The sequence below is a fragment of the uncultured Chloroflexus sp. genome (genome assembly GCF_938091255.1).
Taxonomy (GTDB): domain Bacteria; phylum Chloroflexota; class Chloroflexia; order Chloroflexales; family Chloroflexaceae; genus Chloroflexus.
The window spans coordinates 24,377-50,542 of sequence record NZ_CALLJH010000008.1 but is presented as its reverse complement, the minus strand read 5'-3'; the positions used below and the strand labels follow the sequence as shown (position 1 = coordinate 50,542).

Annotated in this window: 24 protein-coding genes; 10 read left to right on the top strand and 14 right to left on the bottom strand. The window is 59.2% G+C overall.

Annotated features, from left to right (window positions below; all coding sequences use genetic code 11):
• Window positions 1-181: 181 nt before the first annotated feature.
• The 6 genes from Q1A00_RS04275 to Q1A00_RS04250 all read right to left on the bottom strand — a co-directional run bounded on the left by Q1A00_RS04275 (window position 182) and on the right by Q1A00_RS04250 (window position 8,367).
• Window positions 182-1,138, bottom strand: a complete 957-nt coding sequence (locus Q1A00_RS04275; RefSeq protein WP_299643322.1) for an alpha/beta hydrolase — start codon at window positions 1,136-1,138, stop codon at window positions 182-184.
• Window positions 1,135-1,782 carry a hypothetical protein gene (locus Q1A00_RS04270; RefSeq protein WP_298402206.1) on the bottom strand — a complete coding sequence of 216 codons (648 nt, stop codon included), beginning with the start codon at window positions 1,780-1,782 and terminating at the stop codon, window positions 1,135-1,137. The genes Q1A00_RS04275 and Q1A00_RS04270 overlap by 4 nt, the downstream gene beginning before the upstream one ends.
• Before the next feature lie 57 nt (window positions 1,783-1,839).
• Entirely contained in the window at window positions 1,840-2,703 is an 864-nt protein-coding gene (gene prmC, locus Q1A00_RS04265) for a peptide chain release factor N(5)-glutamine methyltransferase (protein WP_299755416.1), read from the bottom strand.
• Window positions 2,700-5,033 carry a SpoVR family protein gene (locus Q1A00_RS04260; protein ID WP_298402202.1) on the bottom strand — a complete coding sequence of 778 codons (2,334 nt, stop codon included), beginning with the start codon at window positions 5,031-5,033 and terminating at the stop codon, window positions 2,700-2,702. The genes prmC and Q1A00_RS04260 overlap by 4 nt, the downstream gene beginning before the upstream one ends.
• A 24-nt stretch (window positions 5,034-5,057) precedes the next feature.
• Window positions 5,058-6,167, bottom strand: coding sequence for a DUF444 family protein (locus Q1A00_RS04255; RefSeq protein WP_366144846.1), 1,110 nt, complete (start codon window positions 6,165-6,167; stop codon window positions 5,058-5,060).
• A gap of 115 nt (window positions 6,168-6,282) precedes the next feature.
• Window positions 6,283-8,367 carry a serine protein kinase gene (locus tag Q1A00_RS04250; RefSeq protein ID WP_366144843.1) on the bottom strand — a complete coding sequence of 695 codons (2,085 nt, stop codon included), beginning with the start codon at window positions 8,365-8,367 and terminating at the stop codon, window positions 6,283-6,285.
• Window positions 8,368-8,668: 301 nt separating this feature from the next.
• Here Q1A00_RS04250 and Q1A00_RS04245 point away from each other — a divergent pair, with 301 nt between their 5' ends.
• Window positions 8,669-9,184: a CvpA family protein gene (locus Q1A00_RS04245; protein WP_298402198.1), complete on the top strand. Its 516-nt coding sequence runs from the start codon at window positions 8,669-8,671 to the stop codon at window positions 9,182-9,184.
• Window positions 9,185-9,340: 156 nt separating this feature from the next.
• Here Q1A00_RS04245 and Q1A00_RS04240 read toward each other — a convergent pair whose 3' ends face one another.
• From Q1A00_RS04240 to Q1A00_RS04220, 5 genes are all read right to left on the bottom strand, one after another.
• Window positions 9,341-10,633, bottom strand: a complete 1,293-nt coding sequence (locus Q1A00_RS04240) for a glycosyltransferase family 4 protein (RefSeq protein ID WP_298482628.1) — start codon at window positions 10,631-10,633, stop codon at window positions 9,341-9,343.
• Window positions 10,634-10,811: 178 nt separating this feature from the next.
• Window positions 10,812-12,578 carry a dynamin family protein gene (locus Q1A00_RS04235; RefSeq protein ID WP_298402194.1) on the bottom strand — a complete coding sequence of 589 codons (1,767 nt, stop codon included), beginning with the start codon at window positions 12,576-12,578 and terminating at the stop codon, window positions 10,812-10,814.
• 34 nt (window positions 12,579-12,612) lie between these two features.
• The gene (locus tag Q1A00_RS04230) at window positions 12,613-12,960 is read right to left on the bottom strand and encodes a hypothetical protein (RefSeq protein ID WP_298402192.1); all 348 of its coding nucleotides are present in this window, start codon (window positions 12,958-12,960) and stop codon (window positions 12,613-12,615) included.
• A gap of 75 nt (window positions 12,961-13,035) precedes the next feature.
• Window positions 13,036-13,413: a response regulator gene (locus tag Q1A00_RS04225; RefSeq protein WP_066783877.1), complete on the bottom strand. Its 378-nt coding sequence runs from the start codon at window positions 13,411-13,413 to the stop codon at window positions 13,036-13,038.
• Window positions 13,414-13,701: 288 nt separating this feature from the next.
• The gene (locus Q1A00_RS04220) at window positions 13,702-15,117 is read right to left on the bottom strand and encodes an ATP-binding protein (protein WP_298402189.1); all 1,416 of its coding nucleotides are present in this window, start codon (window positions 15,115-15,117) and stop codon (window positions 13,702-13,704) included.
• A 123-nt stretch (window positions 15,118-15,240) separates the two neighbouring features.
• Here Q1A00_RS04220 and Q1A00_RS04215 point away from each other — a divergent pair, with 123 nt between their 5' ends.
• The 7 genes from Q1A00_RS04215 to Q1A00_RS04185 all read left to right on the top strand — a co-directional run bounded on the left by Q1A00_RS04215 (window position 15,241) and on the right by Q1A00_RS04185 (window position 19,886).
• Window positions 15,241-16,068 carry a response regulator transcription factor gene (locus tag Q1A00_RS04215; protein WP_298402187.1) on the top strand — a complete coding sequence of 276 codons (828 nt, stop codon included), beginning with the start codon at window positions 15,241-15,243 and terminating at the stop codon, window positions 16,066-16,068.
• A gap of 144 nt (window positions 16,069-16,212) precedes the next feature.
• A complete protein-coding gene (locus tag Q1A00_RS04210) occupies window positions 16,213-16,767 on the top strand; it encodes a hypothetical protein (RefSeq protein WP_298482630.1) in 555 nt (184 codons plus the stop codon).
• Window positions 16,674-17,036, top strand: coding sequence for a hypothetical protein (locus Q1A00_RS04205; protein WP_299755407.1), 363 nt, complete (start codon window positions 16,674-16,676; stop codon window positions 17,034-17,036). The genes Q1A00_RS04210 and Q1A00_RS04205 overlap by 94 nt, the downstream gene beginning before the upstream one ends.
• A 105-nt stretch (window positions 17,037-17,141) precedes the next feature.
• The gene (locus Q1A00_RS04200; RefSeq protein WP_299755404.1) at window positions 17,142-18,146 is read left to right on the top strand and encodes a hypothetical protein; all 1,005 of its coding nucleotides are present in this window, start codon (window positions 17,142-17,144) and stop codon (window positions 18,144-18,146) included.
• 16 nt (window positions 18,147-18,162) lie between these two features.
• The gene (locus Q1A00_RS04195) at window positions 18,163-18,969 is read left to right on the top strand and encodes a hypothetical protein (RefSeq protein ID WP_299755401.1); all 807 of its coding nucleotides are present in this window, start codon (window positions 18,163-18,165) and stop codon (window positions 18,967-18,969) included.
• Between the two features lie 83 nt (window positions 18,970-19,052).
• Window positions 19,053-19,277 (top strand): hypothetical protein, encoded by a 225-nt coding sequence (locus tag Q1A00_RS04190; protein ID WP_298402177.1) that lies wholly within the window; start codon window positions 19,053-19,055, stop codon window positions 19,275-19,277.
• A 153-nt stretch (window positions 19,278-19,430) separates the two neighbouring features.
• Window positions 19,431-19,886: a SufE family protein gene (locus Q1A00_RS04185; protein WP_298402175.1), complete on the top strand. Its 456-nt coding sequence runs from the start codon at window positions 19,431-19,433 to the stop codon at window positions 19,884-19,886.
• Here the strand turns inward: Q1A00_RS04185 and Q1A00_RS04180 are convergent.
• Window positions 19,883-20,083, bottom strand: a complete 201-nt coding sequence (locus Q1A00_RS04180; RefSeq protein ID WP_299755397.1) for a hypothetical protein — start codon at window positions 20,081-20,083, stop codon at window positions 19,883-19,885. The genes Q1A00_RS04185 and Q1A00_RS04180 overlap by 4 nt on opposite strands.
• 244 nt (window positions 20,084-20,327) lie before the next feature.
• Here Q1A00_RS04180 and Q1A00_RS04175 point away from each other — a divergent pair, with 244 nt between their 5' ends.
• Window positions 20,328-21,797 carry an aldehyde dehydrogenase family protein gene (locus tag Q1A00_RS04175; RefSeq protein WP_298402171.1) on the top strand — a complete coding sequence of 490 codons (1,470 nt, stop codon included), beginning with the start codon at window positions 20,328-20,330 and terminating at the stop codon, window positions 21,795-21,797.
• A gap of 401 nt (window positions 21,798-22,198) precedes the next feature.
• Window positions 22,199-23,116 carry an MBL fold metallo-hydrolase gene (locus Q1A00_RS04170; protein WP_298402169.1) on the top strand — a complete coding sequence of 306 codons (918 nt, stop codon included), beginning with the start codon at window positions 22,199-22,201 and terminating at the stop codon, window positions 23,114-23,116.
• Window positions 23,117-23,220: 104 nt separating this feature from the next.
• Here Q1A00_RS04170 and Q1A00_RS04165 read toward each other — a convergent pair whose 3' ends face one another.
• Together Q1A00_RS04165 and Q1A00_RS04160 are read right to left on the bottom strand one after the other, a co-directional pair.
• A complete protein-coding gene (locus Q1A00_RS04165) occupies window positions 23,221-24,411 on the bottom strand; it encodes a M20 family metallopeptidase (protein ID WP_298402167.1) in 1,191 nt (396 codons plus the stop codon).
• 107 nt (window positions 24,412-24,518) lie between these two features.
• The gene (locus Q1A00_RS04160; RefSeq protein ID WP_298402166.1) at window positions 24,519-26,048 is read right to left on the bottom strand and encodes a PAS domain S-box protein; all 1,530 of its coding nucleotides are present in this window, start codon (window positions 26,046-26,048) and stop codon (window positions 24,519-24,521) included.
• Between the last annotated feature and the right edge of the window lie 118 nt (window positions 26,049-26,166).

Here is a 26,166-nt window from a genome sequence, read left to right as displayed (position 1 = left end):
CTGGAGGCGGCGAAGCCATCTCCTGCTCTTGCGAGATAATCCCCCACAGCAGGAGGTGATGGCTGCGGGGGCTGTGCCCCTTCGCGATGACAACATAGCGGGCGGCGCGGCCCCCGCAGCACATCGAACAAGCCGGCATTCCCGCGTGAGAGATGCCGGCCTGAGAGCGAGCTGTGCGCTGCTACATTCTTCCCGGTGGCAGGGCAGAATGTGGCGCTGGTGGCGTCGGTCGCGGTGGTGGCGGTGCTTCGCTACCGTCGATGGAGTTGCTGCGTTCAGTCACTGGCGGCGCCGGTGGTTCGACCCGTGGCAGCGTAGCGCTGGTTGATTGCTTTGGATCTAGTTTGGGCGCGGTGGTGATCAGATCAGGCTGTTGCAAGAACCTCAACAAAATCTCATGGAAGCGATCGGCTTCATCTACAAACGGGAAGTGGCGGCTCTGCTCCATGCGCACCACCTGCGCCATTGGCACATAGGTAAAGAGTTGGAGTTGGTTGGGGTTGACAATATCGTCGCGCGCGCCATGCACTACCAGCGCCGGCACGCGCAACTTGTCGAGCATCGGGGTCAAATCGGTTCGCCACATCGAATGGATCGCGCCGCGGATGGTGTCGGCAGTGGATTTGGTGCTGTCTTCGAGCACCTCATCCACTTCGGGGTCGAGCGAGTCGCCGAAGAAGAAGCGAAAGAGGGAGCGGCGCAGCCATGGTCGGCGGGCGAAGAACTCGGCGAAGAATGGCCGGTCAACGAGCTTCAGCATCCACGAGAGTGCGTCGCCGTTGATCGGCGCGCCAACGGTGACTACGCGAGTGATTCGTTCGGGGTGTTCGATCGCTGTCTTCATCGCAACCATGCCGCCCATGGAGTGACCAACTAGCGCCGCCCGCTCGATTCCCATTGCATCGAGGAAGCGGATGACCTGATTGGAATAGCCTTGGATCGTCGGCATTTCGTTGGTGCGCGACTCGCCGAAACCCCAAAAGTCAAATGAGTAGGTGCGGAAATGGTGCGAAATAACCTCCATTGAGGTGTACCAATAGCGCCAACTGCCAAGCCAGCCATGGAGGAAGACGACTGGCCTCCCGCGTCCGAACACTTCATAATGCACCCGCTGATTGTCAATGACGATGATGCTCATGCTGGCCTCGCCGTTGAGGAAGAATTCACTGCGCGGGCGCGCAACTGGGCGACGCTCGTTTCGCGTTCGTGCAGCGACCGGCGCAGCCGCCATTGCAAGGTGGCAATATCTTCAGAGATGCTACGCAGGTGCGCCATCTCTTGCTCGAGCTCTTCCAATAACGCACGTGCTTGCAAGCCGGCGGAAACCGCCGTGCGTTCGGTTGAAAGGTGAGCGATTCGCTCTTGAATGGCAGCCAAGAGGCTGAGCAAGTTGGCCCACGCTTCGTTATCATTGACTTCGTGCTGGCGTTGCTGCTGGCCACGCGCTTCAATCCAGCGTTGAATTTGCTGTTGCAGCGCCGTGATCCGCTCTTCCAACTGGCGCACCGCCGTCATATCTATCTCGCCGCCGGCCCGTTGTGGCGGGGTTGCCGTGAGTTGGGTGAGTTGTTGTTGCAAATTGGTCATCGCCGCGCTGAGCTGTGATTGTCGTTGCATTACTGCTTCCTGCTCGTTGAGCATATCGAGCAGCATGAGGCGCAGTTGCGACGATTCTTGTTCGCTCCGCGCCGCCTGTTGCTGCAGCAGATGCGGCACATACCAGAGTAGGATAAAAAGCAGCGTGATGATGGCAATACCGAGCGCGACAAAGAGTGCAGTCATAGCAATCCTCCTGATCTCCGCTCGTAGTATACCGTTATCTGGCAATGATGAGCTAGATCAGCGGATGACATCTCGATTACGCGCCCATACCACTCGCTCTCGTCCGGCAAGATCACGCTGAATGCCGATCTCGGCCTGCGGCATGGCTTGATGAAGTAAGTGTACCACAGCTTCAGACTGCCATGCGCCGATCTCTAATAGTATAGCTCCCTGCGGTTTGAGGTATGCCGGCGCGGCAGCGATTAACCGGCGGTAGCAGTCAAGCCCATCTGGGCCGCCATCGAGGGCGAGGTGCGGTTCGTAGCGGTAGACGCCTTCTTCGATCTCGTTGAGAATCGTGTAGGGGGGATTGCTGACGATCAGATCAACCGGGCCGGGTAGCGGTTCCAGCAGATCACCTTCGAGCAGCGTCAGGCGATCTTGCAGGTGGTAGCGCGCGATATTGGCGGCAGCGACCTCTAGTGCGCTAGCGCTCAGATCGACCCCATAGAGGATCGCATGCGGCAGATGCATGGCTAGCGCAATCGCGATCGCGCCGCTGCCGACGCCAACATCGGCGATTGTCAGCGGTGCATTGCCGTACCGTCGCGCCTCAGCAAGCACCATCTCAACCAACACTTCAGTTTCAGGACGGGGAATGAGCACGCGCCGGTCAACCAGCAGGTCAATGCCAAAGAATTCGCGGTGGCCGGTCAGATAGGCTACCGGTTCGTGCGCGGCGCGACGGGCTACTAACGCGGCAAAGATCGCCTGCTGTTCAGGGGTAAGCGCGTAGTCGCGCTCGGCGACCACTTTCGCTCGCGACCATCCCAACGTATGAGCAAGGAGCAGCTCAGCATCGAGGCGGGCCGTCGTGCTGACGGCCCGCAACTGTTCAGCGGCAGTGCGTAGCGCGTGTTGGATCGTGACTGTGTCGCTCAATCTAATCGCCGTTCGCTAAAATCACGCCCGTCGAACGACAGCAAGCGACGTTTCTCGTCAATGACCGTCTCAAGATGAACGGGGCGCGTCCAAATCTTGAAGAGGTTGCGCATCGTCTCGCGGGCGTAATCTATCTTCAGATCAACGCCTTCGTGGCGGTGGCGCAAGTACAGTTCGCCGCGATTGCCGTAGTTGCCGTCTTCGACGAGGATTACCGGCTGGCCGAAGTTGGTGAGCCGGAAGAGCAGCTTCTCTTTGACCTCTTTAAACTCGCGGGAAGCGATTTCGTAGAGGTCAGTGTCTCGATTATAGCGGAAGGTGAAGAGCTTCTGTTCCATCACGAATTCCGGCGTGAGGAATTCGTCGATAAAGGTGACATCGTTATAGAGCCGGCGCACCTCGAAGATCTTTTGGCGGCCAAGGCCGAGCTGCTTATCCCACGAGCGTTTGAGCCGGATATCGTCACACTCTTCGTACTCTTTCCCAAACTTGCCCTTATTCCAGCGATCTTCGATATCACGCAGCAATTCCAAGCCTAATTTGTACGGATTGAGTCGCCCACCGCTGGTCGCCACCACTCCCGAATGGAGATCGGCGAACGAGATGATTTCAGCCGCCGACGCGACGCGCTGGGTCATGATTGTGCTGTGCCAGTAGCTATTGTGGTTGATGAACCCTTGGGCAACGTAGCGATGGGTTTCGGTAACTGAGATGTCGTAGACATCGGCGGTGCCGTGCTCGATAGCGACGACCTCATCGGCCCATGCCGTTGGCGCAGCGGGGGTGGTGAAAGCTTGTTCCAGCGCAGCAGCGTCCGCAATGTGCAGGATCGCGCCGTTGCGTTGCGCCATCACGCCAAGGTTTAGCAGCAGCAACTGCCCGGTTGCGGCTTGTTCAGCATCGGCGCAGGTTATCAGCAATTGCTTGCCATCTAATTGGCCGGCGTTAGCGCAGAAGGCGCGCAGGAAGGCAACCACCTGCGGGCGCGGCGAGCGGCAGATTGCAGCGAGCGCGCGCCGGTCGGGGCGAGTGGCGCAATGCGCGCCAAGCTGGGCAGCCAACGGCTCATCAACCACGGTCGCTGGTGCGCACCGGTAGCCGTGGCGACGGGCTGGGTAGGCATCGGTGTGCGCCATTGCCGGTACACGCGCCATTGCGGCAACCCGCTTGAGCAGCGAGCGGCGGCGGAGGGTGGCCGGCGCGGTAGCCCACAGCTCGGTACCGCCAGCGATCCGCACCTGATCGCCAATGTGCAGCGCATCGAGCCGCCGCCATTCGCCATTGGCGAGCAGAATGCGATGGTTGTGCGAACCAGAAAGCGTCAAGCCGGCGCGGGTGCGGATAGTGACCGTTGGGTAGGCGGTAAAGACATTCCAGTCGTAGATCGTCTGCGCGCTTTCGCCATCGCTGATGCGGGCGCGGTGGCGCTGCTCCACTACGTCACGTATCGGGATCAGGCCGCGGTCAGTAATGATCAAACTCTCGCCGGTCAGGCAGGCCCAACCCTCATTGAGAATCTTGGTCATGCCCTGTGGCGCGAAGTAATAGGCCTCATCACGGATAATCTCCAGCACCGTATGCTGCCAGCTCTCGAGCGGAGCAAAATTCATCAAGAACAGCAGCACATCGCGCTGCGGATTTTCGGGGAAGCGGCGCTGGCGGGCGCGCTCCTCTTCGAGTTTGCGCCGCTGCCGTTCCAGAAACTCTGGCGGGTTAATGTAATCGCGCATATACTCGCGCTCGACCGGCAAGCCCTCGACCACCGGCGGCTCTTCGTCGTTAACGATCGGGCGCGGCGTGACGGCTTCGGGGCGGCGGATGTAGGGCGCATGGTAGTCGATCAGATTTTCCAGCGATAAGCAGGTATCAATAAACTCTTCCACCTGATCGTAGCCGATCCGGTCAATGATACGCTGGATGCGGGCGGCGTGGTTTGCCATGGTATCAAGCATCTTACGATTGGTGTGGGCAAACCACATATTGTTCTTGAAGAAATCGACGTGGCCGGTCACGTGAGCCATCACCATCTTCTGGGTCACATCTTCGTTGCCTTCGAGCAGATAGGCATACGCAGGATTATTGTTAATGACCATTTCATAAATGGTGCTACCGGCCCAGATATGGCCCTTCAGCAACTGATCGTACTCCATGCCGAAGCGCCAATGCGGATAGCGGGTCGGGAAGCCGCCGAACGCCGCCGTCTCATAGAGCGTGCGGTAATCGAGCACTTCGTAAATGATGGGGAAGAAATCGAGGCCGTATTCACGGGCAATCTGCTCGATCTCTTGGCGCGCCTGTTCGAGATGAGCGGGAAGGCGGGTACTCTTCATACGCACACCAGAGCAATAGAGCGATCAGCGGCCTTTGCCGAGGAAGGCGCGGATCGCGTCGTAGATATCGTCACGATCGGCAATTTCAGCGATAACCACTCGGTCGTCGCCGCGCAAATACTCTTCAAGATCGTGGGCAAAGCGACCTGAACCGTAGAGCGAGCGGACCTGACCGTAGCAGAACAGATTCACCTTGGGCAATAGCTCGCGCTTAAGCAGCTCAACGCACTCACGGGTATCACCGCCGCCCCAGTTATCGCCATCAGAAAAATGGAACGGATAGATATTCCATTCAGTAGCCGGGTATCGCTCGTCGATCAAGCGATTACAGAGCTTATAGGCCGACGAAATCTTGGTGCCGCCGCCTTCACGAATATGGTAGAAGGTTTGCTGATCGACCTCCTTAGCAGCGGCATCATGCACAATATAGCGAATCTCGATCGACTTATACTGCGAGCGCAGCCACGTCTCGATCCAAAACGCCGTCATGCGCACCAACTCTTTTTGTTCGGCCCCCATCGACCCCGACACGTCCATCATATAAATAATGACGGCGTTGCTTTCGGGCATCAAAGTCTCTTTCCACGAGCGATAGCGCATATCCTCGGGAATAGGCACCACGACCGGATCGTCGAGGTTATACTCACCGGCAGCAATTTGGCGGCGGAGCGCCTCGCGATAGGTGCGTTTAAAGTGACGCAGCGAGTTGGGGCCGGTGCGGCGAATGCCGCTGTATTTATCCTTCTCGCTGATCAGATTCTTCTTGCCTTTAGGCTGAATATTGGGCAGTTGCAGCTCTTCGCCGAGTATCTGGGCCAGCTCCTCGATGGTGATATCAACTTCGAGGATATGCTGGCCGGGTTCAGCGCCGGCCTGCCCCGTGCCTTGTTGACCATCACCTTGCGCGATCGGATCGCCGACGTCGCCATCACCCTGCCCGACGCCGCCACTCTGTTTCGCGCCATAGCGGAATTGGGGGATGTCGATCTGCGGTATGGGAATGCTGACGTAGCGTTTGCCCTGCCGCCCGATCAACTCTCCCTGCGACATATACTTGCGCAGGTCTTTTTTGATGCGACCGCGCACAATCTCGCGAAAGCGGCTCAGGTCGCGTTCAGCGCGTTTCATTGACATCGACATAGACGGCACCCTGCGATGAGTTGAGAGCACTACATCCTACGTAGCAACGATAGGTCGCTGCGAGGAACAAGGCATGCCTTGCCCCTAGCAGCGTGGTATAGCCTTGCCCTTACCGGCGTGTATCGCCGCGGGCGAAGATCGAGGCCACGTAGTTGAGCACATCGGTCGCCGACTGCTCGTTGTAGCCGAAGTCGCGGATCAGGCGCGCCTTGACCACATCGATCTTCTCTTGGGTATCTTTATCAATCACCCGCGAGACGAGTGAGGTGAGCTTGATGCTGTCCTTCTGATCCTCGAACAGCTTCAGCTCGAGCGCTTTGTGCAGCCGCTCGTTGGTGCGGTAATCGAAGGTCTTGCCTTCGATTGCCAGCGCGCCGATGTAATTCATGATCTCGCGGCGGAAGTCATCTTTGCGCGACTCGGGAATATCGATCTTCTCTTCGATGCTGCGCATCAAGCGCTCATCGGGTTCTTCGTACTGGCCGGTGTAGCGATTACGCACCTTCTCGCGTTGGGTGTAGGCTTTGATGTTGTCGATGTAGTTGGCGCACAGGCGCTTAATCGCTTCTTCGTCAGCCGAAATTGCGCGTTGCACTTCGTTTTTCACAATCTCGGTATACTCCTCGCGCACGACGGCTAGCAGGTCGCGGTAGCGTTTGCGCTGCTCTTCGTCGGTGATAAGTGCATGGTTCTTGAGACCGCTCTCTAGCTCATTCAGCACCATAAAGGGATTGATATAACCCTCTTCCTGATTGCTGACCAGCGCATTCGAGATCTTGTCTTGGATGTAGCGCGGCGAGATGCCCTCCATCCCCTCGCGCACCGCCTCTTTACGCAGCTCCTTGATGTTATCCTCGGTGAAGCCGGGCAACGTCTTGCCGTTGTAGAGCTTCAGTTTCTGCAACAGGGTCAGATTGGGCTTCTTCGGCTCTTCGAGACGGGTGAGCACAGCCCACATCGCCGCCATCTCGAGCGTATGCGGTGCAATATGGACGCGCACCTTCTTGCGATTGAAGTCGCGCTCGTAGATGCGCACCTCGTCGCGCAAGCGAGTGACGTAAGGAATGTCGATCCGCACGGTGCGGTCTTTCAACGCCTCCATGAACTCGTTATTCTCGAGGCGGCGGTATTCCGGCTCGTTAGTATGGCCGATGATCACCTCATCAATGTCGGTTTGCGCAAACTTCTTCGACTTGATACGATGCTCTTGCGACGCGCCGAGCAAGTCGTAGAGGAAGGCGACATCGAGCTTGAGCATCTCGACAAACTCGATGATGCCGCGGTTGGCGATATTAAACTCGCCGTCGAAGTTAAAGGCGCGCGGGTCAGAGTCCGAGCCGTAAATCGCGATCTTGCGATAATTAATATCGCCGGTCAACTCGGTGCTATCTTGGTTCTTCTCGTCTTTGGGCTGGAAGGTGCCGATCCCGACCCGATCCTGCTCGCTAAAGACCAGCCGGCGGACGCGCACATGGTTCATGACCTTGAGCCAATCGCCGTCGTAGCGCTGCATCAGCTCGCGGAAGTGGAAGCGGCAGACCGGGCAAAGGTCGCCTTCGATCCGGATCTGGCGATCAGGGTCGAGATTCTCGTTCAGCCGCTCGATAAAGCTGGCGCGTAGATCGCGCGGGATCAGGTGTAGCGGCTCTTCGTGCATCGGGCACTTTTCCCATTCCGATTCGGGTACCTGTCGCCAATCGAACGTGTCATGGTTTTCGATCACGCCGGGGTACCAGTCGTAGGTGTATAATGCGCCATCTTCGGTGCGTGAATAGTGCTCAAGACCACGCTTAAGCCGGCGCACGATGGTTGACTTCGATGAGCCAACTGGGCCGTGCAAGAGCAAGACGCGCTTTTCGGTGCCGTAGCCGCGGGCAGCGCCTTTGAAGAAGTTAACCAACCGCATGAGCGGAATCTCAAGCCCGAAAACGGCATCATCGCCGTCAAACGACTCGTCAGAGAAGAATTTGTAGCGGATGAGCCGCTTCTTGGCGTCAATAAACTCTTCGGTGCCATACGACATAATCATGTCGTAGACCCGTTGAAAGGCGTTGCGAGCAACTTGCGGCTTGCGGGCGACAATGTCGAGATACTCGGCAAAGGTACCGCGCCAGTTGAGCTGCTGAAATTGGCGGCGATCCTGCTGCTCGCCAATCATCTTCATCAGCTCGAAACCGGATAGGGTCATGTTCATACGTCCTCCTGCTGAGGAATGTCCCCGCCGGCGTTCCGGCGGAGCGTTTGATGGGTCGCGGACAACCATCATCTGCGTGGTGATGCAAGGCCACAACCGGGATGCCAACGTGCAGGGTGCGAACTGGCAGAAACGCGGCGGTGATGCCGCATGCCAGTGAGCTCGCGCGCCGTATGTGACAGCTTTGCGTGCTCTGGGAAGCGGAACGAGGAATCTTTCAGGTGAAGGTATTATAGCAAGGTGTCTATTGTCCGTCAAGGACTTTATGTCGTGTTGATCATTTGTTCAAGGAGGCGCATCAATGACGAATGTTGATATTGCGATTTTTGTGGCGCTAGGATTATTTACGATTCTAGGTCTGTATTGGGGTCTGATCCGGCAGGTGCTGGCCGTGGTGGGGGTCGTGGTCGGGTTTATGCTGGCCGGCCAATATGGGACGGAGGTGGCGGTGTGGCTGGGCTCGGTCATTACCGATCCGAATCTGGCGCAGGCGTTAGGCTTTATTGCGGTGTTGTTGCTGGTCAGCAACGTTGCCAGCCTGATTGCGTCGCTCTTGCATTCGATGGCCGGTTTGATGTTTCTCGGCTGGCTCGACCATTTGTTGGGGGCGGTGCTGGGGTTGGTGCAGGGGGTGATCACGGTAACGGCAGTGTTAATCGTGTTGGTGGTGTTTCCGGTTGATCCGTGGAGCGGGTGGTTGCGCAGTTCACTGCTAGCAGGTTGGCTGTTGCGGCTAGGGGAGCCGCTGACGCTGTTGCTGCCGGAGCTGTTTGCGGCGGCGGTGCGTACCTTCAACGAGTTTGGCATCTTGCCCTAAAGAAGGGCAACATGACGAACGTCAAGACGCAGAGGAGATAAAGACGCAAAGGAGATCCCCGCAAAGGCGCAAAGAGATGTTGTGTACGTAGAGTGCAGCGGGCCATGAGTCATTCTTATCAGGCCGCTCACGCTATGTCTACATATTCTCACATCTTCATCGCTTTGTATCGACTCCGCTGCGTCTTTGCGCGAGCTTAGCGTACAACGCCTCGTAGCGCGGCAGCAGGCGATCGGCAGCGAATCGTTCGCGGGCGGCGGCGCGGGCGGCAGCGCCGATCCGCTGGCGGGTGACGGGGTCGTTGAGCAAGCGGACGATCCATTCCACCATTGCCGGCAGGGTCGGAGCGAGGATGCCGGTTTCGCCATGCGTGATGATATCTGGCGTGCCACCGGTCGGCATCGCCACAATCGGCGCGCCCAGCGCCGCCGCTTCGATCAATGCCCGCGCCAACGGCTCGCCCCAGTTCGAGGGGAAGATCAGCAGATCACAACGGGCCGTGAGCCGGAGCAGTTCGTCGTGTTCAACCCATGCCAGCACCCGTCCGGGCAGGCCGCTGGCTTTCAGCGCCGCATCAATCGCTGGACGCAGCGCGCCATCCCCGGCGATCAACAGGGTCAGCGGCGGCAACTCGGCCCGGCGGGCGGTCAGCGCCGCAATCAGCTCGATCAGCAAGCCAGCGCCTTTGTTGGCTTCCAACTTGCCGGCAAACAGCACCAGCGCCCCCTCCCACGTGATCTGGGGCGCAGGAGCGGCGATTGCATCACTGGCGGTGATGTCAACCATGTTGGGCAGCACGTGGATGTGGGCTGGGTCAACCATGCTGGCCAGCCGGCGGGCGATGTAATGGCTCGGCGCGATCACTGCATCTGCCTGTGCAAGCAGGGCTGTGCGCGCCGCGACATGCGATTGCATATAAGGTATGGCGAGCATGGCCAGCGTACCGCGCAGCGGGCCGAGGCGGGCGACCAGATCGGTGGCGAGCGCCGTCCACGAGCCACCCGGATGCGGAATGCGGTTGCCGTGCAATCCGGTGGCGAAATAGTCCCACGGCCAATGATCGCGCACCGTTACCACCACCGGCGCCTTGAGCGTGGTGCGGGCGAGGACAGCGGCGGCGGCGGCTTGGGTGTGCTGGGCATGGATGACCTCAACCCCACCGATCTCGTGGCCAGTGGCGATGATGGCTTGCGCCAGCCGCGGCCAGAACCGTTCGTGGCGAAAGTAGTTTTGTACAAAGGGCAGCGACGGCGCGTAGTATGGCACGCGCCGGACGGGCAAGCCATCAACCCAATCGACCAATGGCCGCCGGCAAGGGTGGCGGCAGGGCACGATGAGCTGCACTTGATGACCACGAGCGTGCAATCCGGTGGCAAGGGCGTGCGTGCTCCACGCCGCGCCGCCGCGCCCGTCGGGCGGGAAGACATCGGATGGCATGAGAATGCGCATTCTAGTACACTTCAGCATCTATTCGTGAGCGACTGCTTCCCGCACTCGTTGGGGTTGTTTCGCACCGCACCCGATGACAACGATCTAGGGGTTCGCCAGAGGCCCGCGCTCTCTGGCAGTCCATCGCTCGTCGCGAACAGGAAAGCTTATCGGGGGTACGAGCGCAACACGGCTCCACCTAGCCCGCCTGCTTGCTCAACTTCTCAACTGCGACGGCAAGATCGGAAAACGCGCGTTGCAGCTCGATCAACTGCTCTTGCTGAGCGCGCACAAAGCGGATAAACGGCGCATTGCGCTCGCGAATCTGCAAGATAGTGCGCTCGCTCTCGCGCTCGATCTGCTCGCGCAGCTCGGTGCGCAACTGGTTGCGCACCTCGTCGATCTTCTTGCGGATCGTCTCTTTGGCTTGGCGACGTTTGGCCGGCAAGATCGCCAACCCCAGTCCGGCAACGGTCAGCGCCGCCAGAATGCCGGTCATATCGAGCAAGACGGTATGGAAGAGGGCGACAAGGGTTGCGCCCAACCCCAACGCACCTACACCGGTGATCGCAGTCGCCGCGACCGAAGACTGCACTTCAGTGGCAAGTTGGTGCGCTTCGGCCTGCCGGTTATAGCCGGCCATCGCCGTCTGCGCCGCTTGGCCGATGCTCTCAAGCAGGGCTTGCCGGTTGTAGGCAAAACTGCCGCCGACGCTGCCGAGCATCCGATCGCGATGAGCCTGCGCGCGCTGTTGGATAAACTCATCAACGCTCTGTTGCAAGCGCAGATTCTTTTCCATCAACCAGTCGATCAGTTGTTGGATGCGCTGGTCGAGTTGTTGGTAGGCATCGCCGATCACTTCTTGCTCGAACGCGGTGCGCAACCGGTTGCCGTCGATGAGTTCGCGGATGCGGCTGAGCCGGATCGTCTCGTCGCAGAAACGATCGCCACGCTCTTGAATTGTGGTCAGCACGCGATCGATCTCGGTGAGATGATACTCGGCGTCTTGTTTCAATTCATCGCCAAAGAGAGCTAGTTGGCGGTCGATCTGGTCAATTGCCTGAATATCATCACGCAGGGTGACGAGGCGCGCTTCGGTGGCTTCGAGATACTTGGTCGTAATCCGACGGGCTACGCCGAGTGGCGAGAGCACCTTGAGGCGAAAGCGGGTCTCTTCATCGAGCGTATCAACCACGAAATGTTCGATGGCCGCCATCCCGCTGGCTTGCCACTGCTCGACCGCGGTTTCGCCAGCTTGTTGGCGGGCCTGCAAAGCGCGGCGAGCCGAGACCATAAACAACTCGGGTGATTGTTCGAGCACCCGGTTGACATGCTCACGGACAAACTGGGCCACTTGGTCTTGTTCGGCGGGAGTGAGGATGTCGGCTTTGTTGATCACCACGACCACCTTCTTCCCCCACTCTTTGATCAACTCAAGAAACGCGCGTTCGCTCTCGGTAAACGGGCGATCAGCCGATGTCAGAAAAATGACCAGATCGGCGCGCGGGATATATTCACGGGTCAACCGCTCGTGTTGGCGGATGACGGCATTGGTGCCGGGGGTGTCAACCACGGTCAATTGGCGCAGCATCTCGGCGGGATAATGGTGCAGACGCAAACCGGGTTCGATCAGTTCATCGAACGGTTCATCGCCATACTTGAGTAACGTAATCGCATCGGTAGTAGGGGTAACGCCTTCGGGCAGCACCTGCGCACCGAGCAGCGCGTTGAGAAAGGTCGATTTACCGGAATTAAACTCGCCAGCGACCACAATCAGAAACAGCTCGCGCAAGCTGGCGCGACTGCCGGCAAGCGCATTACGGTCAGAGGTCTCAACATCAGAGCCGAACCGGTCGAGCGCCTCCTCGATCCGTTGCAAGAGCGCATCGAGTTCATTCAGCAGCGCATCTTGCTGTTCGGTCGTCAAGCGGCGGCGGCGAAAGAGACCGAAGGGCAGAGTAATCACGTTGCTCCTCACAAGGGTATTTAACCGGCGCGCCTTAGACGCCGAGGTTGCGGGCCACAACTGCCAGCGCCGCTAGCGCCAAGGCAAGCCCGACGACGCCGTACAACAAGCCGGGCGCAAGATTAGCCCGATCCCAGAGTGCATTGCGGCGAGGTGGGCCGCTAGTCTCGATCCGGCGGCCACGCCAATAGGTCACACGGGTGGGTGTCCGACCGCCGGGCAATGAGATGCCAAGCGTCCGCGCTGCCTGATAGAGCAGCCAGCCAGCGGGCAAAGCTAACGCCAGCGCCGTAAGCGGCCACGGCAGGCTGCGGGTATTAGCAAGCACAATGATAATAGCAAACAATGCGATCCAGCGCCAATCGAAGCGGAGGGCAGGCATAAGCTTCTCCTTTCCCGATATGGCGCATGATAACACATGTAGAGACGCACCCGCGAAGAGCGTTGTGACTGAGGATCACACGACCTGATGTAGCGCCTGTGAAACTAACGGCGCTAGCTCGCGCAGCTCAATAGGTTTGGCTGCGTACAGCTCAACACCGAGCGCCTGCATTCGCGCGCGCAAGCCGGGAGTGTCATAGGCAGTGAGCGCAAGGATTGGCAGGTAGGGCCGATAGGTACGCACTGCCCGGATCAAGGCGGCGGCTGCGCCATACGGGCTAGGATCGACAATCAGCAGATCAACGTTGCCGTTGGCGCATGCGAGCCATGCTTCGTTGGCGTTGGTTGTCGCCTGCACAATCACCTCATCGCCAAGCAATGCCTGCAAGCCACGCTGGGTGACGAGTGCTGCGGTTGGATCGTCGTCGTATATCTGAATGCGATAAGCCGCCATGGTACCAGCTTCCAGATTGTGGAGTGTATTGGTAGTAGCAGAAGGCCATACTCTGACCTTAATGCTACTCGGTTGCTGCGCGATCGGCGAGACCTGAGGCAACAACGTGCAGTAGTGAAGCGATAACAAAGGCGGTTATCACTTTGTGATATTTTTCATTAACCCTAGATAAGCAGAATAAGCCTCTGAGATTGGATCGGCCATCGCTAGTAGGGGCAGTTGATTGACCGGTGCCGGCCTCGGTACGTTGGCATGCAGCTCTGCCGCATGCCAACTGAGCCTATCCGATCAGCTTGCCGTGAGTGGCGGTTCCAACGGCAGCAGAATGGTAAAGGTTGTGCCCACGCCGGGCTGGCTGTCAACCGTAATCCGTCCGCCGTGTTGGGTAACGATGTGGGCGCTGATCGCGAGACCAAGGCCAGTGCCGTGCGGTTTGGTGGTATAGAACGGCTCGAACAAATGGGGAATATGTTCTGGGGCAATACCCACGCCGGTATCGGTAATCGAAATAGCGAGCGTGGCGGGTGCGCCGGCACGGGCAGCAATTAGCTCGCTGCTAACGGTCAATTCACCGCCGCTCGGCATCGCATCGCAAGCGTTCAAGATCACGTTCAGAAAGACTTGGCGCAGTTGATCGGCGTGGGCCACAATCGGAGGCAGGTCGTTGGCCAAGCGTGTATGCACAGTGACGTGATTATGGCGCAGATGGGTCGTCACCAATTCGAGCGTCTCGCGCAGCAGGGCATTGATATTAGCACTGGTCAACTCGCCACGTGATGGGCGATAGAAATCGCGCATGCGGGTGATGATGCGCGCAATCCGGCCTAACTCTTGTTGGGCAATGGCGAGAAAGGTGCGTTGCGGTGCGTCGGGGGGCAGGTCTTGTTCCACCAGATACAGACTATTCCGCGCGGCATAGAGCGGGTTGTTAATCTCGTGGGCGACCGAGGCTGACAATTCGCCGACGGCGGCGAGCTTAGCGCTTTGCAAAAGTTGCGCTTGGGCGGCGTTGAGACGGGCTTCGGCTTCGGCGCGCAGCGATTGGGTATGCACCAGATCGCGCTGTAAGGCAGCGGCGCGTTGGCGCTGTTGCACCTCGTCGATCGCGATCACGGTCAGATCAGCCAATGCCTGTACGAAGGGCAGATCGCGCGGGTGATACAGATGCGAGAGCTGCTCGCCGCAGATGACAAGGGCGCCGAGCCGCTGTTGCTCGATGCGCAATGGCGCCAGCAAGACGCTTTGCGGCCAGAGGCAATCCTCGATCGATAGCGGATGCGCAGTATTCTGTTGGTGGATGATATATTCAAGCTCTGGCCCGCTCAGTAAGAGCGCGCGCGGCGCTTTGGCCGCCATTTCAGCCAAGACCGAGAATGCTGGCGCTGGCGCACGTTCAGGCGCAGAGGCGCGTAAACGTAAGCGGCTGTCTTGATCATTGTCTATCAAGTAGATATGAGCGGTCGCAGTGCCCGGGAAGAGCTCGACGGCCTGTTGGACGACGAGCTTGATGATGGCTTCAATGTCGTGGCTAATCAAAAGCGCCGCCGAAACTGATAACAAGGCTGCTAGTCGTCGGTCAAGGTCGCGGGTGTAGCGTGCGTGCAACTCCGCTTCTCGTTCCAATGCGGCAATCCGGCTCTGCGCCGCCTGCAAGTCTCGTTCCAATTTGGCAATGTATGCGACCGCATCATCGCGCTCGATCATACCTGTCCGCTCCCCTCTAAGGAATACTCTTCTGCATACCGTTGACCATGCTACCAGCTCATGCTATGATAAGCCAATAATAATCCCAACTATAGTCGTAATCGAGACGGAGCGCAAATTCTTATGACGAACCAGCCCCGGGTGTTGGTAGTTGATGATGAGCAAAATATCCGCTTGACTCTGAATGCCTTGCTCAGCCGGGCCGGTTATTCAGTGACCACGGCGGCCTCCGGTGAAGAGGCGGTGGCGCTATTTGAGCGGGAGTCGTTTGATCTCATGCTGGTCGATTTGCAGATGCCCGGCATGAAGGGAATGGAAGTCGTGGCCAAAGTGCGCGAAGCCGGTCATGATGCGATTATTATCGTCTTGACCGGGCACGGTTCGCTTGATTCGGCTATCGAAGGCATCCGGTTCGGAATTTTCGATTATCTGTTGAAAACAAGTGATCCTAATCAAATCTTGGCGCGCGTGGCTGCTGGTCTCGAAGAGCGGGCTGCCCGTCGCCGCCAGAGCGATCTGCTTGATACGATCGGCGCGGCAGTGCAAGAGCTGACTGGCGGCAAGGTGGCGGTTACAGCGCCGCCAGCGGCACCAGCCCAGCCGGCAGCGACCCCGCCGCTGCCAGCGCAAGCCGAACCGGCTGGACGCACGCTGACAATTGGCCCGCTGACGCTCGATACATGGCATCAGACGGCGACGCTCAATGGGCGTTCCCTCAACCTGACGCCGACCGAGTTTCGCCTGTTGCTCTGCCTTGCCGAGCATGCCGGGCAGATGCTGTCGTATACCCAGTTGGTGCGCTGCGCGCAGGGTTACGATACGACCGATCTTGAGGCGGGTGAGCTGATTAAGCCGCATATTCACCATCTGCGCCAAAAGATCGAACCTGAACCGAGTGCGCCGCGGTATTTGTTGAATGTGCGTGGCAAGGGGTATATTTTGCAGATTTAAGTGTCAGCCCGTTGCAGTTGGATGCATCCCCAATAGCCAACGACTGGCACCCTTCGCTACAGCTAAGGTGAGCGCCGGTGCATTGCAACGGCACTGCCGGTTAGGAACAGCAGCATAGCCAATGGGAGGATCTAGTTCAATGGCGTGAATGCGAGCCGCGGCGAGTACGCCCACGAGCCACTCGCAATCGCCGAGTTTGCTCGCCTGATCCTCGGTGAACGGCCATCGCCCGATCAGATCGACCCCGACCCTGAACAGCGCGCCGCGTTGCGCGAATGGCATCTTGCCGATGCAAGCGGCACGTTTCGTGCGAAGGAAGGGGTTGATCCCACCGATCTGGCCGCAGCCGGTTGGGGCGTGATCTTTCCGGCTACGATTGACGCGGCGCCGTTGCGCGAGGCGTTGCAGTGGCGACAGGTGCAAGCTGGCCCGCGCTACCGCGAGTGTTTCGGTCCGCAAGGCTATCGGCCCGGCGAGGGCAAAGCTGCGTTTTTACGCTGGCAGGGTGGGGCGAGCGGGCCGGTCGATCCCGATCGGTTTCCCTATTATCTGTTGTTGGTCGTTCGCCTGAAGCAATTCCTTTCCGTTTTCAGTACTAGCTCGATGTGCAGTATGCGGTCGGGCGTATTCACTTCGATACGCTCGAGGAATACGCCGCCTATGCCCGCAGCGTGGTACAGGCCGAACGCGACGGCGTAGCTCTGCCGCGGCGCATGGTGTTCGCCGGCGTGCAGTATCCTGACGATATGGCGACTAGCCGCAGTTTGCATGGTTTGGTGCAACCGCTGGTCGCCGAATTGGCCAACCATCCACTATGCGGCGATTGGTTGTTTGAGTTGATTGCCGGCGCCGAGGCCACCAAAGACCGGCTGCTCCACTTGTTGTACGCCGAACCGCCTACCTTGCTCTTCACCGCTAGCTACGGCGTCGAGTTTGAAGCGGTTGACCCGCGCCAGTTACCTCATTAAGGCGCGATCTTGTGCGCCGATTGGCCCGGCCCGTAGGCATGGCGCAACCGCGCGATCCCGCTGCAGTTTTACCTCGCCGGTGACGACATCGCTAGCGATGCCTCGTTGCAAGGCGCGTTCGGGTTTCAGTTTGCCTGTTTTGGAGCCGGATGCCCACGCGACGACGATTTTCCCCATCTGCGCGGCGTTCGCTCAGCCATGGCGCCGCATGCGTTTGTCGCTAGTTTGCCCCGCCGTTTGCTCGGGTTGCCGCGCGGCGGCGCGCTCGCCTTTATCGGCCACGTCGAACGAGCGTGGCCATTCTCGTTCAGCGATGCGCGCGGTGGCAAGCAGATCGAGACCTTTAGCAGTGCCTTGCGCCGGTTGCTCGTTGCCGAGACGCCGATCGGCTATGCGCTGGAGTTTTTTAACGACCGGTACGCCGAATTGGCGACAGTGCTGACCGAAGAGGTTGAGAATGCGCGCTGGGGCCAAGCTTCTAATCCGGTTGAGTTGGCGACGCGCTGGACTGAACATAACGATGCTCGGAGTTATATCATTGTTGGTGATCCAGCGGCGCGGCTGTGCCCGCGGGCGGAGACTGCGCCGGTAGTCGAGGCGCCACGTTTGGCGAGTACGCCGGTTGGGGCCGAGCCGCCGGTCATACCGCCGCCAGATGTACGGGCAGCAGCGCCGGTGCCCGCTGGCAGCCTGCCGCCGGAGACACCGGTCATTCCGATGGCGCTGCCCGATGCCGCAGCCAGCTTTGGCTTATTCGGCAACAAACTAGCCGAAGCTATGCAGAAACTGATTGAGTCGTTGCAGCAATTCGGCGAGCGGTTGGCGGCACCCTTGCAGCAGGTGATTACCGATGCGGCTCATCTGGAGGTTGAGACCTACGTCGCTGAAGCGCCGGAGACGATCAACTACCGGCAAGGAGATTTCCGCGGCGCAACGCTGCGTGCCGTCACTCACATGAGCCTTGACGGCGACACACAGGTGCCGGTGCCGCTCGGCGATGAGGGGGTTGATGAGCACTTGTGGTCGATTCACGTCAGCATGGTGCAACAGGCACAAGCCAACCGGGCCGAGATGGGCGGGCGATTGCGGCGGCAGCGGCAGGTCTGTTAAGCTCATTGCAAGGCAAATGGATGCGGTCTTTACCGTTATCGAGCCGTTGCCAGCAGCCATTGCGCCGCCGGGGCCGTGGCAAGCGCAGGCTGTTGGCAGCTCTTTTTCACGTGGCGAGCAACCCGATATGATCTGGCAGGCGCGCTTGCCGGACGAGCCGGCGGTGGCGCAGGCGGCCTTGCGCGCGGCGCTGGCCCAGCTTGGTGCGCACGAGGTGGCGCTGGCTACGGTCGAGCAACGCTTGCAGCGAGTAGCGAGCGGGGCCATCAGTTTTAGTACGGCGCTGCCGCCTGCCGAACAAGCTTTGCTGAACGGGTTGTGGGCAGCGCAGTCGGAGGGGGTAAGTTTTGGCTTGAGCGATGCGCTGCAAGCGCAGTGGCAAGCGGCGCAAGAGCAGATTGCGGCCCTGAGCGTGCAGTCCCGTGAGGCGCTCGACGGGTACGCAACGGTCGAAACAGTGCAGAGCGAGCGATTGATTGGGTGCATGCGGATCAACCGGCACGGCGATTCACGTTCGCTGCTGATAGCCGATATCGATACCACCCAAGCGGCGCTCCACCATCAAACACTGGCGTTGGCCCTCCGCTCGCGCGCTGGGCTGTTGCGCTTGATTCGGGTTGGTTGGGCGCGGCGCAGCGATCGTCGCAACCATGGTTGCGTCACCGGCTGGCGCAGTCATGGCGCTGCCGGCAGTCTGGCAATTTGTGCAAGAAGTATTGGCCGAAGTGCGCCAATCGATGGTATGATGCCTGTAGAGACGCTGCACCGCAACGTCTCGCCACTCCCGCACCGCATAAGGAGCATTGTGATGCCAGCGAACTAGAAAATTCGATCCGCAGCGCAGCGGCAAAAGTGGCTGCTTACGTGGCTGATGCGGCTGTAATGGAGGTCACGACGTCGTAAGTCGTGGTGGGGCCATTCGTCAGTGCTGAAACGCCGCTCCCGGCGGCCAAGACCATCATCCGGCTCGATGGCGATTGCGAAGCGACTGTGCCGATGCGGGAAGGGCCGGGTGGCATCCTAGAGGTTGACAGCAGGCTATTCGAGATTCATCAGGCCAATGTCGCCACTGCAACTGAATATCGCGCGCGGGTGTTGGGCGCGTTGATCGGCCTGTTGCAACGGCGCTGAAACGGTGGGAATGGGGAATAGGAACGTAGGGAGTTGAAGCCGAATCCACGCATACCTGTCACCGTATCATCGTGGCGTTAGATGTTGGTATGCCTTACCTTGCGGTATGATGCAGGACGCTATTTTGTTGTTCATTGACACGGAATCAGCAGTATGAACGATCACACATTCATCCCGCCGCGGCTAGCTGAGATCGCGGCTGATTTCAGTGCAGCCAGTCGTGAAGAGAAACTAGAACTTCTGCTGGAATTTTCTGATCAACTGCCACCGTTGCCGCCCGAATTGCGTGATCACCGCGGGATGGAACAGGTGCATGAGTGCATGTCGCCGGTGTTTGTAATCGCGCAGCGTGACGGTGAGCGGATCGTCTACCATATCGATGTGCCGCCGGAAGCACCGACGATCCGTGGCTTTGCCGCCATCTTGCGCGAGGGGATGAACGGCCTAACCCCCGCGCAGGCGTTAGCCGTGTCGAGCGATTTCATCCAGCAGATGGGATTGCATCAGGTGTTAAGCCCGCAGCGGTTGAACGGGATTGGTGCGCTGCTGGTCTATATGAAGCGGCAGGCCTTGCGCCTGCTAGAGCAAGAATCGGCAGGGACGGCTTAAACGCGGGCGTTGCGCAGGGCTTGGGCAATGGTGTTGAAGACCACCGCCGGCCGGCGACCATCGGCAATGCCAAGCCGGTAGATCAATGCGCGGCGGTAGACGTGCGGTGAGTCATGCACGAGCCGGCAGCGCCGCCGGCGCCCTTGGCAGGTTGGGGGAGCAGTAGTCGGTTCAGAACCAAACAGCCGGATAATCATTTGAGGTCTCCACCATTTGTGCTATTGCTCACAATCCTACTATAGAGGTTGTACTCCGTTCCGTCAAGCTGACAAACGATGGCATTTCCTTTACAAAAGCTGTGATCATGCTGAACAATTAATAAGAGCCGCTCCTGTTGTTGCAGCGGATGCAAACATTTCATACTGGCCCACTCTGTGTTCCGTTGCACCCGCTGGAGTGCAGGATACATCCACCTTTATTCAAGCGAAACAAGGAGGTTTCATGCCAGCAATGCTCATTAACGGTCAATGGCAGGCAGCAGCACAAGGCGAAGTCTTTCCGGTGCATAACCCGGCCACCGAAGAGGTGATCGAGTACGTACCGCGGGCAACGGTTGCTGATGCCGAACAGGCGATGATTGCCGCTGAACGGGCGTTTCGTGAGTGGCGGCGCGCGACGGCGCATGACAAGGCCCATGCCCTGCACGAGATTGCTCACAAGATGCGGGTGCATGCCGAAGAGCTGGCGACGTTGTTGACACTGGAGGGTGGCAAGCCGCTGGTCGAAAACCGCGATGAGATTGGCTGGTGCGCAGCCTGTTTTGACTATTACGCCGAGTTGCAGCGCAACACGCGCGGGCGGGTGATTCCGTCGGTTGAGCCGACCCAACTGGCGATGGTGTTGAAGGAGCCGTATGGGGTGGTGGCGGCGATTGTGCCGTGGAACTATCCATTGTTGCTGATGTCGTGGAAGGTGGCGCCAGCGCTGGCTGCCGGCAATACGGTCGTGCTCAAGCCAAGTGAGATGACGCCGCTGGCGACGTTGCGCTTCGCCGAATTATGCTGCGATCACCTGCCTCCCGGCGTGCTCAACATTCTGACCGGTTTTGGTGATGTGGGCCGCGAGCTGGTGGTCAGCCCGCGTACCCAGATGATCGCGTTCACCGGCAGTTTTGCCACCGGGCGCGAGATCGCCCGGCTGGCCGCCGAGCGGGTCAAGAAGACGCACCTCGAATTGGGCGGCAAAGATGCGTTTATCGTCGCCGAAGACGCCGATCTCGACGTGGCGGTGCCCGGGGTGGCATGGGCGGCGCTGCTTAATGCCGGCCAAGTCTGCACCAGCACCGAGCGGGTCTATGTGCATGAGTCGATAGCTCGCCCCTTCACCGAGCGGCTGGTGGAGTTTGTACGCTCGTTGCGGTTGGGACCGGGGATGGATCCTGACACCGACATCGGCCCGCTGATCGGCGAGAAATACCGCGCCAAGGTTGAGGATCACGTCGAAGAGGCACGGGCGCGCGGCGCGACCATCTTGACCGGCGGAAGACGGCCGCCGCAATTCAGTCGTGGCTTCTTCTACGAACCGACCGTGCTCACCAACGTTGATCACAGCTTCCGCATTATGCGTGAAGAGACCTTTGGCCCGACGATTCCCATCATGACCTATCGCACCTTTGACGAGGCGATTGAGCTGGTCAATGATTGCGATTACGGGTTAGGGGCCAATCTCTATACCAACGATCCGCGCAAGGTCAAGCAGTATTACGAAGAGGTCAAGGCCGGCACCTGCTGGGTCAACGATCCCCTGACCGACAACGATGCCGGGCCGTTTGGCGGGATGAAGTTTAGCGGCGGTGCACGCGAGTTGGGTGAAGAGGGGTTGGAAGAATTTCTGGAGACCAAGCACGTCCATTGGGATTTCACCATGGCGCGCAAGCCGTGGTGGTATCCGTATGGCCGCCAATCATCGTAAATCGCCAACCATACTCGTAGAGTCGCACGGCTGTGCGACTCCAACTATGTCATCACAGTACATGATGTATCGTACCGCTAGGCGGTTCGCACCAAACCGTGCCGGCAGGGTCTTTAGGCCGGCTGTGCGGTTCCCACCATGCCACAACAACGCATAATGTAGGTAGTGCCGTGGGGCTTGCATCATACCGTGCCTCGGCAGGGAGTCGCACGGTCGTGCGGCTCCCACCGTGCTATAACAACGCATAATGTAGGTGTTGCCGTGCGGCTCCGGCCATGCCGTGCTGCATGAAGGTAACGCCACAAATCAGTGTGGCGCTGACCATGGTTTTGCGTTCGCCGTTGCTGTGCATATAATACAAAAAATCCAATTTTGTACCAGAAAGGTGTTGTCCAAACCGTATGGATGTCTACCCCACCCCACCCGATGTTGCTCTGATCGATATCTACCATCTTGGTCGTCCACACGTGATCGGTACCTTCCTACTGCTCGGTGATGAGCCAGCGCTGGTCGATCCGGGGCCGGCCAGCACGTTGCCGGCGCTGAAGGCTGGTCTTGATGCGCAGGGTCTCACTGTAGCCGATTTGCGGGCCGTGGTGTTGTCGCACATTCATCTCGACCATGCGGGGGCGACCGGGCTATTGGTGGCTGAAAATCCGCATCTGGTCGTACACGTTCACGAGCGTGGCGCGCCGCATCTGATCGATCCGTCACGTCTGCTCAATAGCGCGGGCCAACTGTACGGTGATCGGATGGGGGCATTGTGGGGCGATGTGCGGCCGGTTGCGCCGGAACGCATCCGGGTCTATACCGGCGGCGAGACGTTGCGGCTCAATGGTCATACCTTGCGCGCCTTTGACGCTCCCGGCCATGCCAAGCACCATCTGGTGTGGTTTGATGAGTCAAATGGGGTAGCGTTTGTGGGTGATAATACCGGCGTGCGCTTGCCCGGCGTGCGCATGACCCGTCCGGCAACGCCGCCGCCCGATGTCGATCTAGAAGCGTGGGGACGTACCCACGATCTGATCGAGCGGCTGCACCCGCAATGGTTGTGCCTGACCCACTTCGGCGCGTATGACGATGTGGCGTTTCATTTGGCCGATGCCCGCTTGCGGTTGCGGCAGTGGGCCGAGATCGTGCGGCAGAGCCTGCTGGCCGGGCATGACGAAGCGACTGGTGTTGCGGTGCTTGAGGCGGCACTGGCTAACGAAGCAGCCACCCTCTCGCCGGCTGAACAGGCGGCAATCGTGCAGCAGACCGGCCCGCTCACCCTGAGTTGGCGCGGCCTAGCGCGTTACTGGCAGAAGCTAGGGGGATGAGAGGCGGGATAAGAATAATAATAGGACACGAATTTGCACGGATCCGAACAACCGTCAGAATCCGTCTGATTCGGTATTAATCCGTGTCCTATTTCCACCACTCTCTACAACGTCACCTTGCCGCGCAAGAAGCGCAGGGCCGTTTCAGCCAAGATCGCCGTGCCCACCGGCAGCGCGCGCTCGTCAATGTCGAAGATGGGCGTATGGTGGGCGCGCATAATACCATCATCAATGGCAGCGCCGAGCATCAGCATCGCGCCGGGAGCCTTCTTGGTCATATAGGCAAAATCCTCGGCTCCCATACCGGTGCGCGAACGGTCAATGGCGTCAGGGCCGAGCAACTCACCGGCCACATCGCTCATCCATTCCGCCACCCGTTCGTCATTCCAGCCGGCGGGGTAGCCACGAGTAATCTTGACCTCGGCGCTGCCGCCAAAGGCTTCCGCCACGGCAAAGGCCCGCTCGACCTCGCGGGCGAGTTTGGCCCGTACCTCCTCGCTGAAGCTGCGCAACGTGCCTTGAACAAAGATCTCGCTGGGGATGACGTTGGAGGCATGACCGCCGCGCACCGTGCCTACACTCAGGATCGCCGGTTCCATCGGATTGATCAGACGGGCGCGGATGCCGAAGAGTGCATTAAGCACATGCGACAACATAAAGACCGGGTCGGTGCCAAGATGTGGGTAGGCGCCGTGGCCGCCGGTGCCGCGGATGTAGCCCTTGAAATCGTCCACCGCGGCTGATGTCCAGCCGCCGCGGATCGTGACCTGCCCCAGCGGCAGGGTCGAATCGACGTGGAGGGCGATCACGGCATCAACCCCATCGAGCGCACCCTCTTCGACCATGCGCAGACCGCCACTCTTGGCCTCGTCATCCCACCCCTCTTCGGAAGGCTGGAAGAGGAAACGCACCTTCCCGCGCAGGTTCTCGGCGGCGAACCGCTCGCGCAAGAGGTGGGCGGCGCCGAGCAGCATCGCGGTATGGGCATCGTGACCGCAGGCATGCATGACGCCGGGGTTGGTCGAGGCATATTCGACCTGATTTTCTTCGAGAATGGGCAACGCATCCATATCGGCCCGGATCGCGATCACTGGCCCGTCGCCATCGCCAAGCTCACCGACCACGCCAGTCTTGGCTACGCCGGTTGTCACCTTGATGCCGCCGATCTCGTGCAAGGTGTCAGCAACGAGCGCCGCAGTGCGGTGCTCTTGAAAACCGAGTTCGGGGTGAGCGTGAATGTCGCGGCGAATACGGACAATTTCAGCGGCCAGCGCGCGAGCGCGTTCGAGCATCATAGCTCTCTCCTTAGTTTATTACTCAACACGAGCGATCCTCGTGCATCCTCCCGAATCCATAGCAACAGCGGTGACAACGCGCGTCCCGCCGGTCGTCCAAACAATGGTCACCCGATGCGCTGTGTGCGCGGACGGGCTTTTTCTGGCCGGCTCAGTGCGTAGACGATACCGTCTTGCAGGGATGCCATGGTGCGGATATGGCTGAGATCTAACCCCAAACCGACGATGGTCTGCGCGACTTCAGGGCGGATCCCGGTAAGCAACACTTCTGCGCCAAGCAAACGCACCGCTTGCGCCGAGCGCAGGAGGACATTGGCGACTTGGGTATCAACCACTGGCACGCCGGTGACATCGAGAATAACAATGTGGGCACCGGTTGTATTTACCCCTTCAAGGAGTGTCTCAATGATTTGCTGAGCGCGCATACTGTCGATACTGCCGATCAGCGGCATCGCAATCACCCCCTGACTGATCGGCACGATCGGCGTGCTCAATTCGCGCAGGGCGGCTTGTTGGGCGGCAATGATCCGCTCGTTCAGCACTTGCCGCTCTTCGGCGGCCTGCTGCTCAGCAGTCACATCACTGATAAACCCCTCTATAGCTAACAACCGGCCCTGATCGTCGAATACTCCAGAGCCACGCTCCCACAACCAGCGAATGTCCCCATTGGCGTCACGAATACGGTACGTTACTTCATACTGCCGTTGCTGCGCCAAAGCAGAATGGATACTTTCACGAACTGCCTCGCGATCGTCGGCAACTATCAAGTCAGGAAAGCGACGCCGAGGTCGTTGCTGATCGGTCTCAATGAAATCGTTTGCCGGATAGCCGGTGACGTTGATTGTCCCTTCACTGAGAAACTCAGCAATCCAGCGCTGCTCTGCTTTTTTCACTCGATAGGCAATGCCGGGCAAATTGCGGATCAAGCTATCGAGCCGGCGCTGGCTTTCGCGCAATGCCTCTTCAGCACGGATCTGATCGGTAATGTCTTCGGTTTGCGACAACCAACCGGCGACCCGGCCATCAGGATGGTAGAGGACGGCGTTGTACCACTGGCAGATGATAATCCGGCCATCTTTGGTGATATTGGCGTTCCGGCTATTAGCGGCTTGCCCGCTCAGCAGCGCGTTCACAATTCCTTCAACATGCTCACGGGCAAGGTTGGGCACGAGTAGTTCAATCGCATTCTTGCCAATCGCCTCGGCGGCGCTCCAGCCAAAAATACGCTCGGCAGCCGGGTTCCAGCGGGTAATGATGCCATATTCGTTGGCTTCGAGCGTCGCTAATGGCGAGGTACGAAAGCTCTGCTCAAGGCGCTGGTTGAGCATGTGTTCGCGCCGTAGTAATGCTTCCTCTTCGGCGATCAAAATTTGCTGTGCGGCTGCAATCATATCAGCGATGGGACTAGCAGCGGCGGGTTGATCGCTCAGTAGTTTAGTTGCTTGCCGACGGGTGGCGTCGAGCCGCTGAAAACCGGTTGCAATTGAGCCTTCACTTCTAATCACGGCGAGCAAATGCGAGGGGTCGTTCGTGCTGAGCGCGTCAGCTAACGCGACAAGGAGGGGGCGGTCAGGCGAAGGCACGTGGGGGCACCAAGCGCGCAGTGCGTCGGCTATAGCAAGATGGTCAGCAATCATACCAGCGGTTCCTAATACCCAAAGAGGCAAGGGTGGCTAGTTTTGCTAAGTATAACACATGATAGCTATATAGATGATTGAGCAAATACTGATCGAAACATTGCGAGTTGATGGCAGA

Excerpts from the sequence above, each read along its gene's own strand:
- Q1A00_RS04275 (WP_299643322.1), bottom strand. The coding sequence starts at position 1,138 with ATGAGCATCATCGTCATTGACAATCAGCGGGTGCATTATGAAGTGTTC.
- Q1A00_RS04270 (WP_298402206.1), bottom strand. The coding sequence starts at position 1,782 with ATGACTGCACTCTTTGTCGCGCTCGGTATTGCCATCATCACGCTGCTT.
- Q1A00_RS04260 (WP_298402202.1), bottom strand. The coding sequence starts at position 5,033 with ATGAAGAGTACCCGCCTTCCCGCTCATCTCGAACAGGCGCGCCAAGAG.
- Q1A00_RS04255 (WP_366144846.1), bottom strand. The coding sequence starts at position 6,167 with ATGTCAATGAAACGCGCTGAACGCGACCTGAGCCGCTTTCGCGAGATT.
- Q1A00_RS04250 (WP_366144843.1), bottom strand. The coding sequence starts at position 8,367 with ATGAACATGACCCTATCCGGTTTCGAGCTGATGAAGATGATTGGCGAG.
- Q1A00_RS04245 (WP_298402198.1), top strand. The coding sequence starts at position 8,669 with ATGACGAATGTTGATATTGCGATTTTTGTGGCGCTAGGATTATTTACG.
- Q1A00_RS04240 (WP_298482628.1), bottom strand. The coding sequence starts at position 10,633 with ATGCGCATTCTCATGCCATCCGATGTCTTCCCGCCCGACGGGCGCGGC.
- Q1A00_RS04230 (WP_298402192.1), bottom strand. The coding sequence starts at position 12,960 with ATGCCTGCCCTCCGCTTCGATTGGCGCTGGATCGCATTGTTTGCTATT.
- Q1A00_RS04225 (WP_066783877.1), bottom strand. The coding sequence starts at position 13,413 with ATGGCGGCTTATCGCATTCAGATATACGACGACGATCCAACCGCAGCA.
- Q1A00_RS04220 (WP_298402189.1), bottom strand. The coding sequence starts at position 15,117 with ATGATCGAGCGCGATGATGCGGTCGCATACATTGCCAAATTGGAACGA.
- Q1A00_RS04215 (WP_298402187.1), top strand. The coding sequence starts at position 15,241 with ATGACGAACCAGCCCCGGGTGTTGGTAGTTGATGATGAGCAAAATATC.
- Q1A00_RS04195 (WP_299755401.1), top strand. The coding sequence starts at position 18,163 with ATGGATGCGGTCTTTACCGTTATCGAGCCGTTGCCAGCAGCCATTGCG.
- Q1A00_RS04185 (WP_298402175.1), top strand. The coding sequence starts at position 19,431 with ATGAACGATCACACATTCATCCCGCCGCGGCTAGCTGAGATCGCGGCT.
- Q1A00_RS04180 (WP_299755397.1), bottom strand. The coding sequence starts at position 20,083 with ATGATTATCCGGCTGTTTGGTTCTGAACCGACTACTGCTCCCCCAACC.
- Q1A00_RS04175 (WP_298402171.1), top strand. The coding sequence starts at position 20,328 with ATGCCAGCAATGCTCATTAACGGTCAATGGCAGGCAGCAGCACAAGGC.
- Q1A00_RS04170 (WP_298402169.1), top strand. The coding sequence starts at position 22,199 with ATGGATGTCTACCCCACCCCACCCGATGTTGCTCTGATCGATATCTAC.
- Q1A00_RS04165 (WP_298402167.1), bottom strand. The coding sequence starts at position 24,411 with ATGATGCTCGAACGCGCTCGCGCGCTGGCCGCTGAAATTGTCCGTATT.
- Q1A00_RS04160 (WP_298402166.1), bottom strand. The coding sequence starts at position 26,048 with ATGATTGCTGACCATCTTGCTATAGCCGACGCACTGCGCGCTTGGTGC.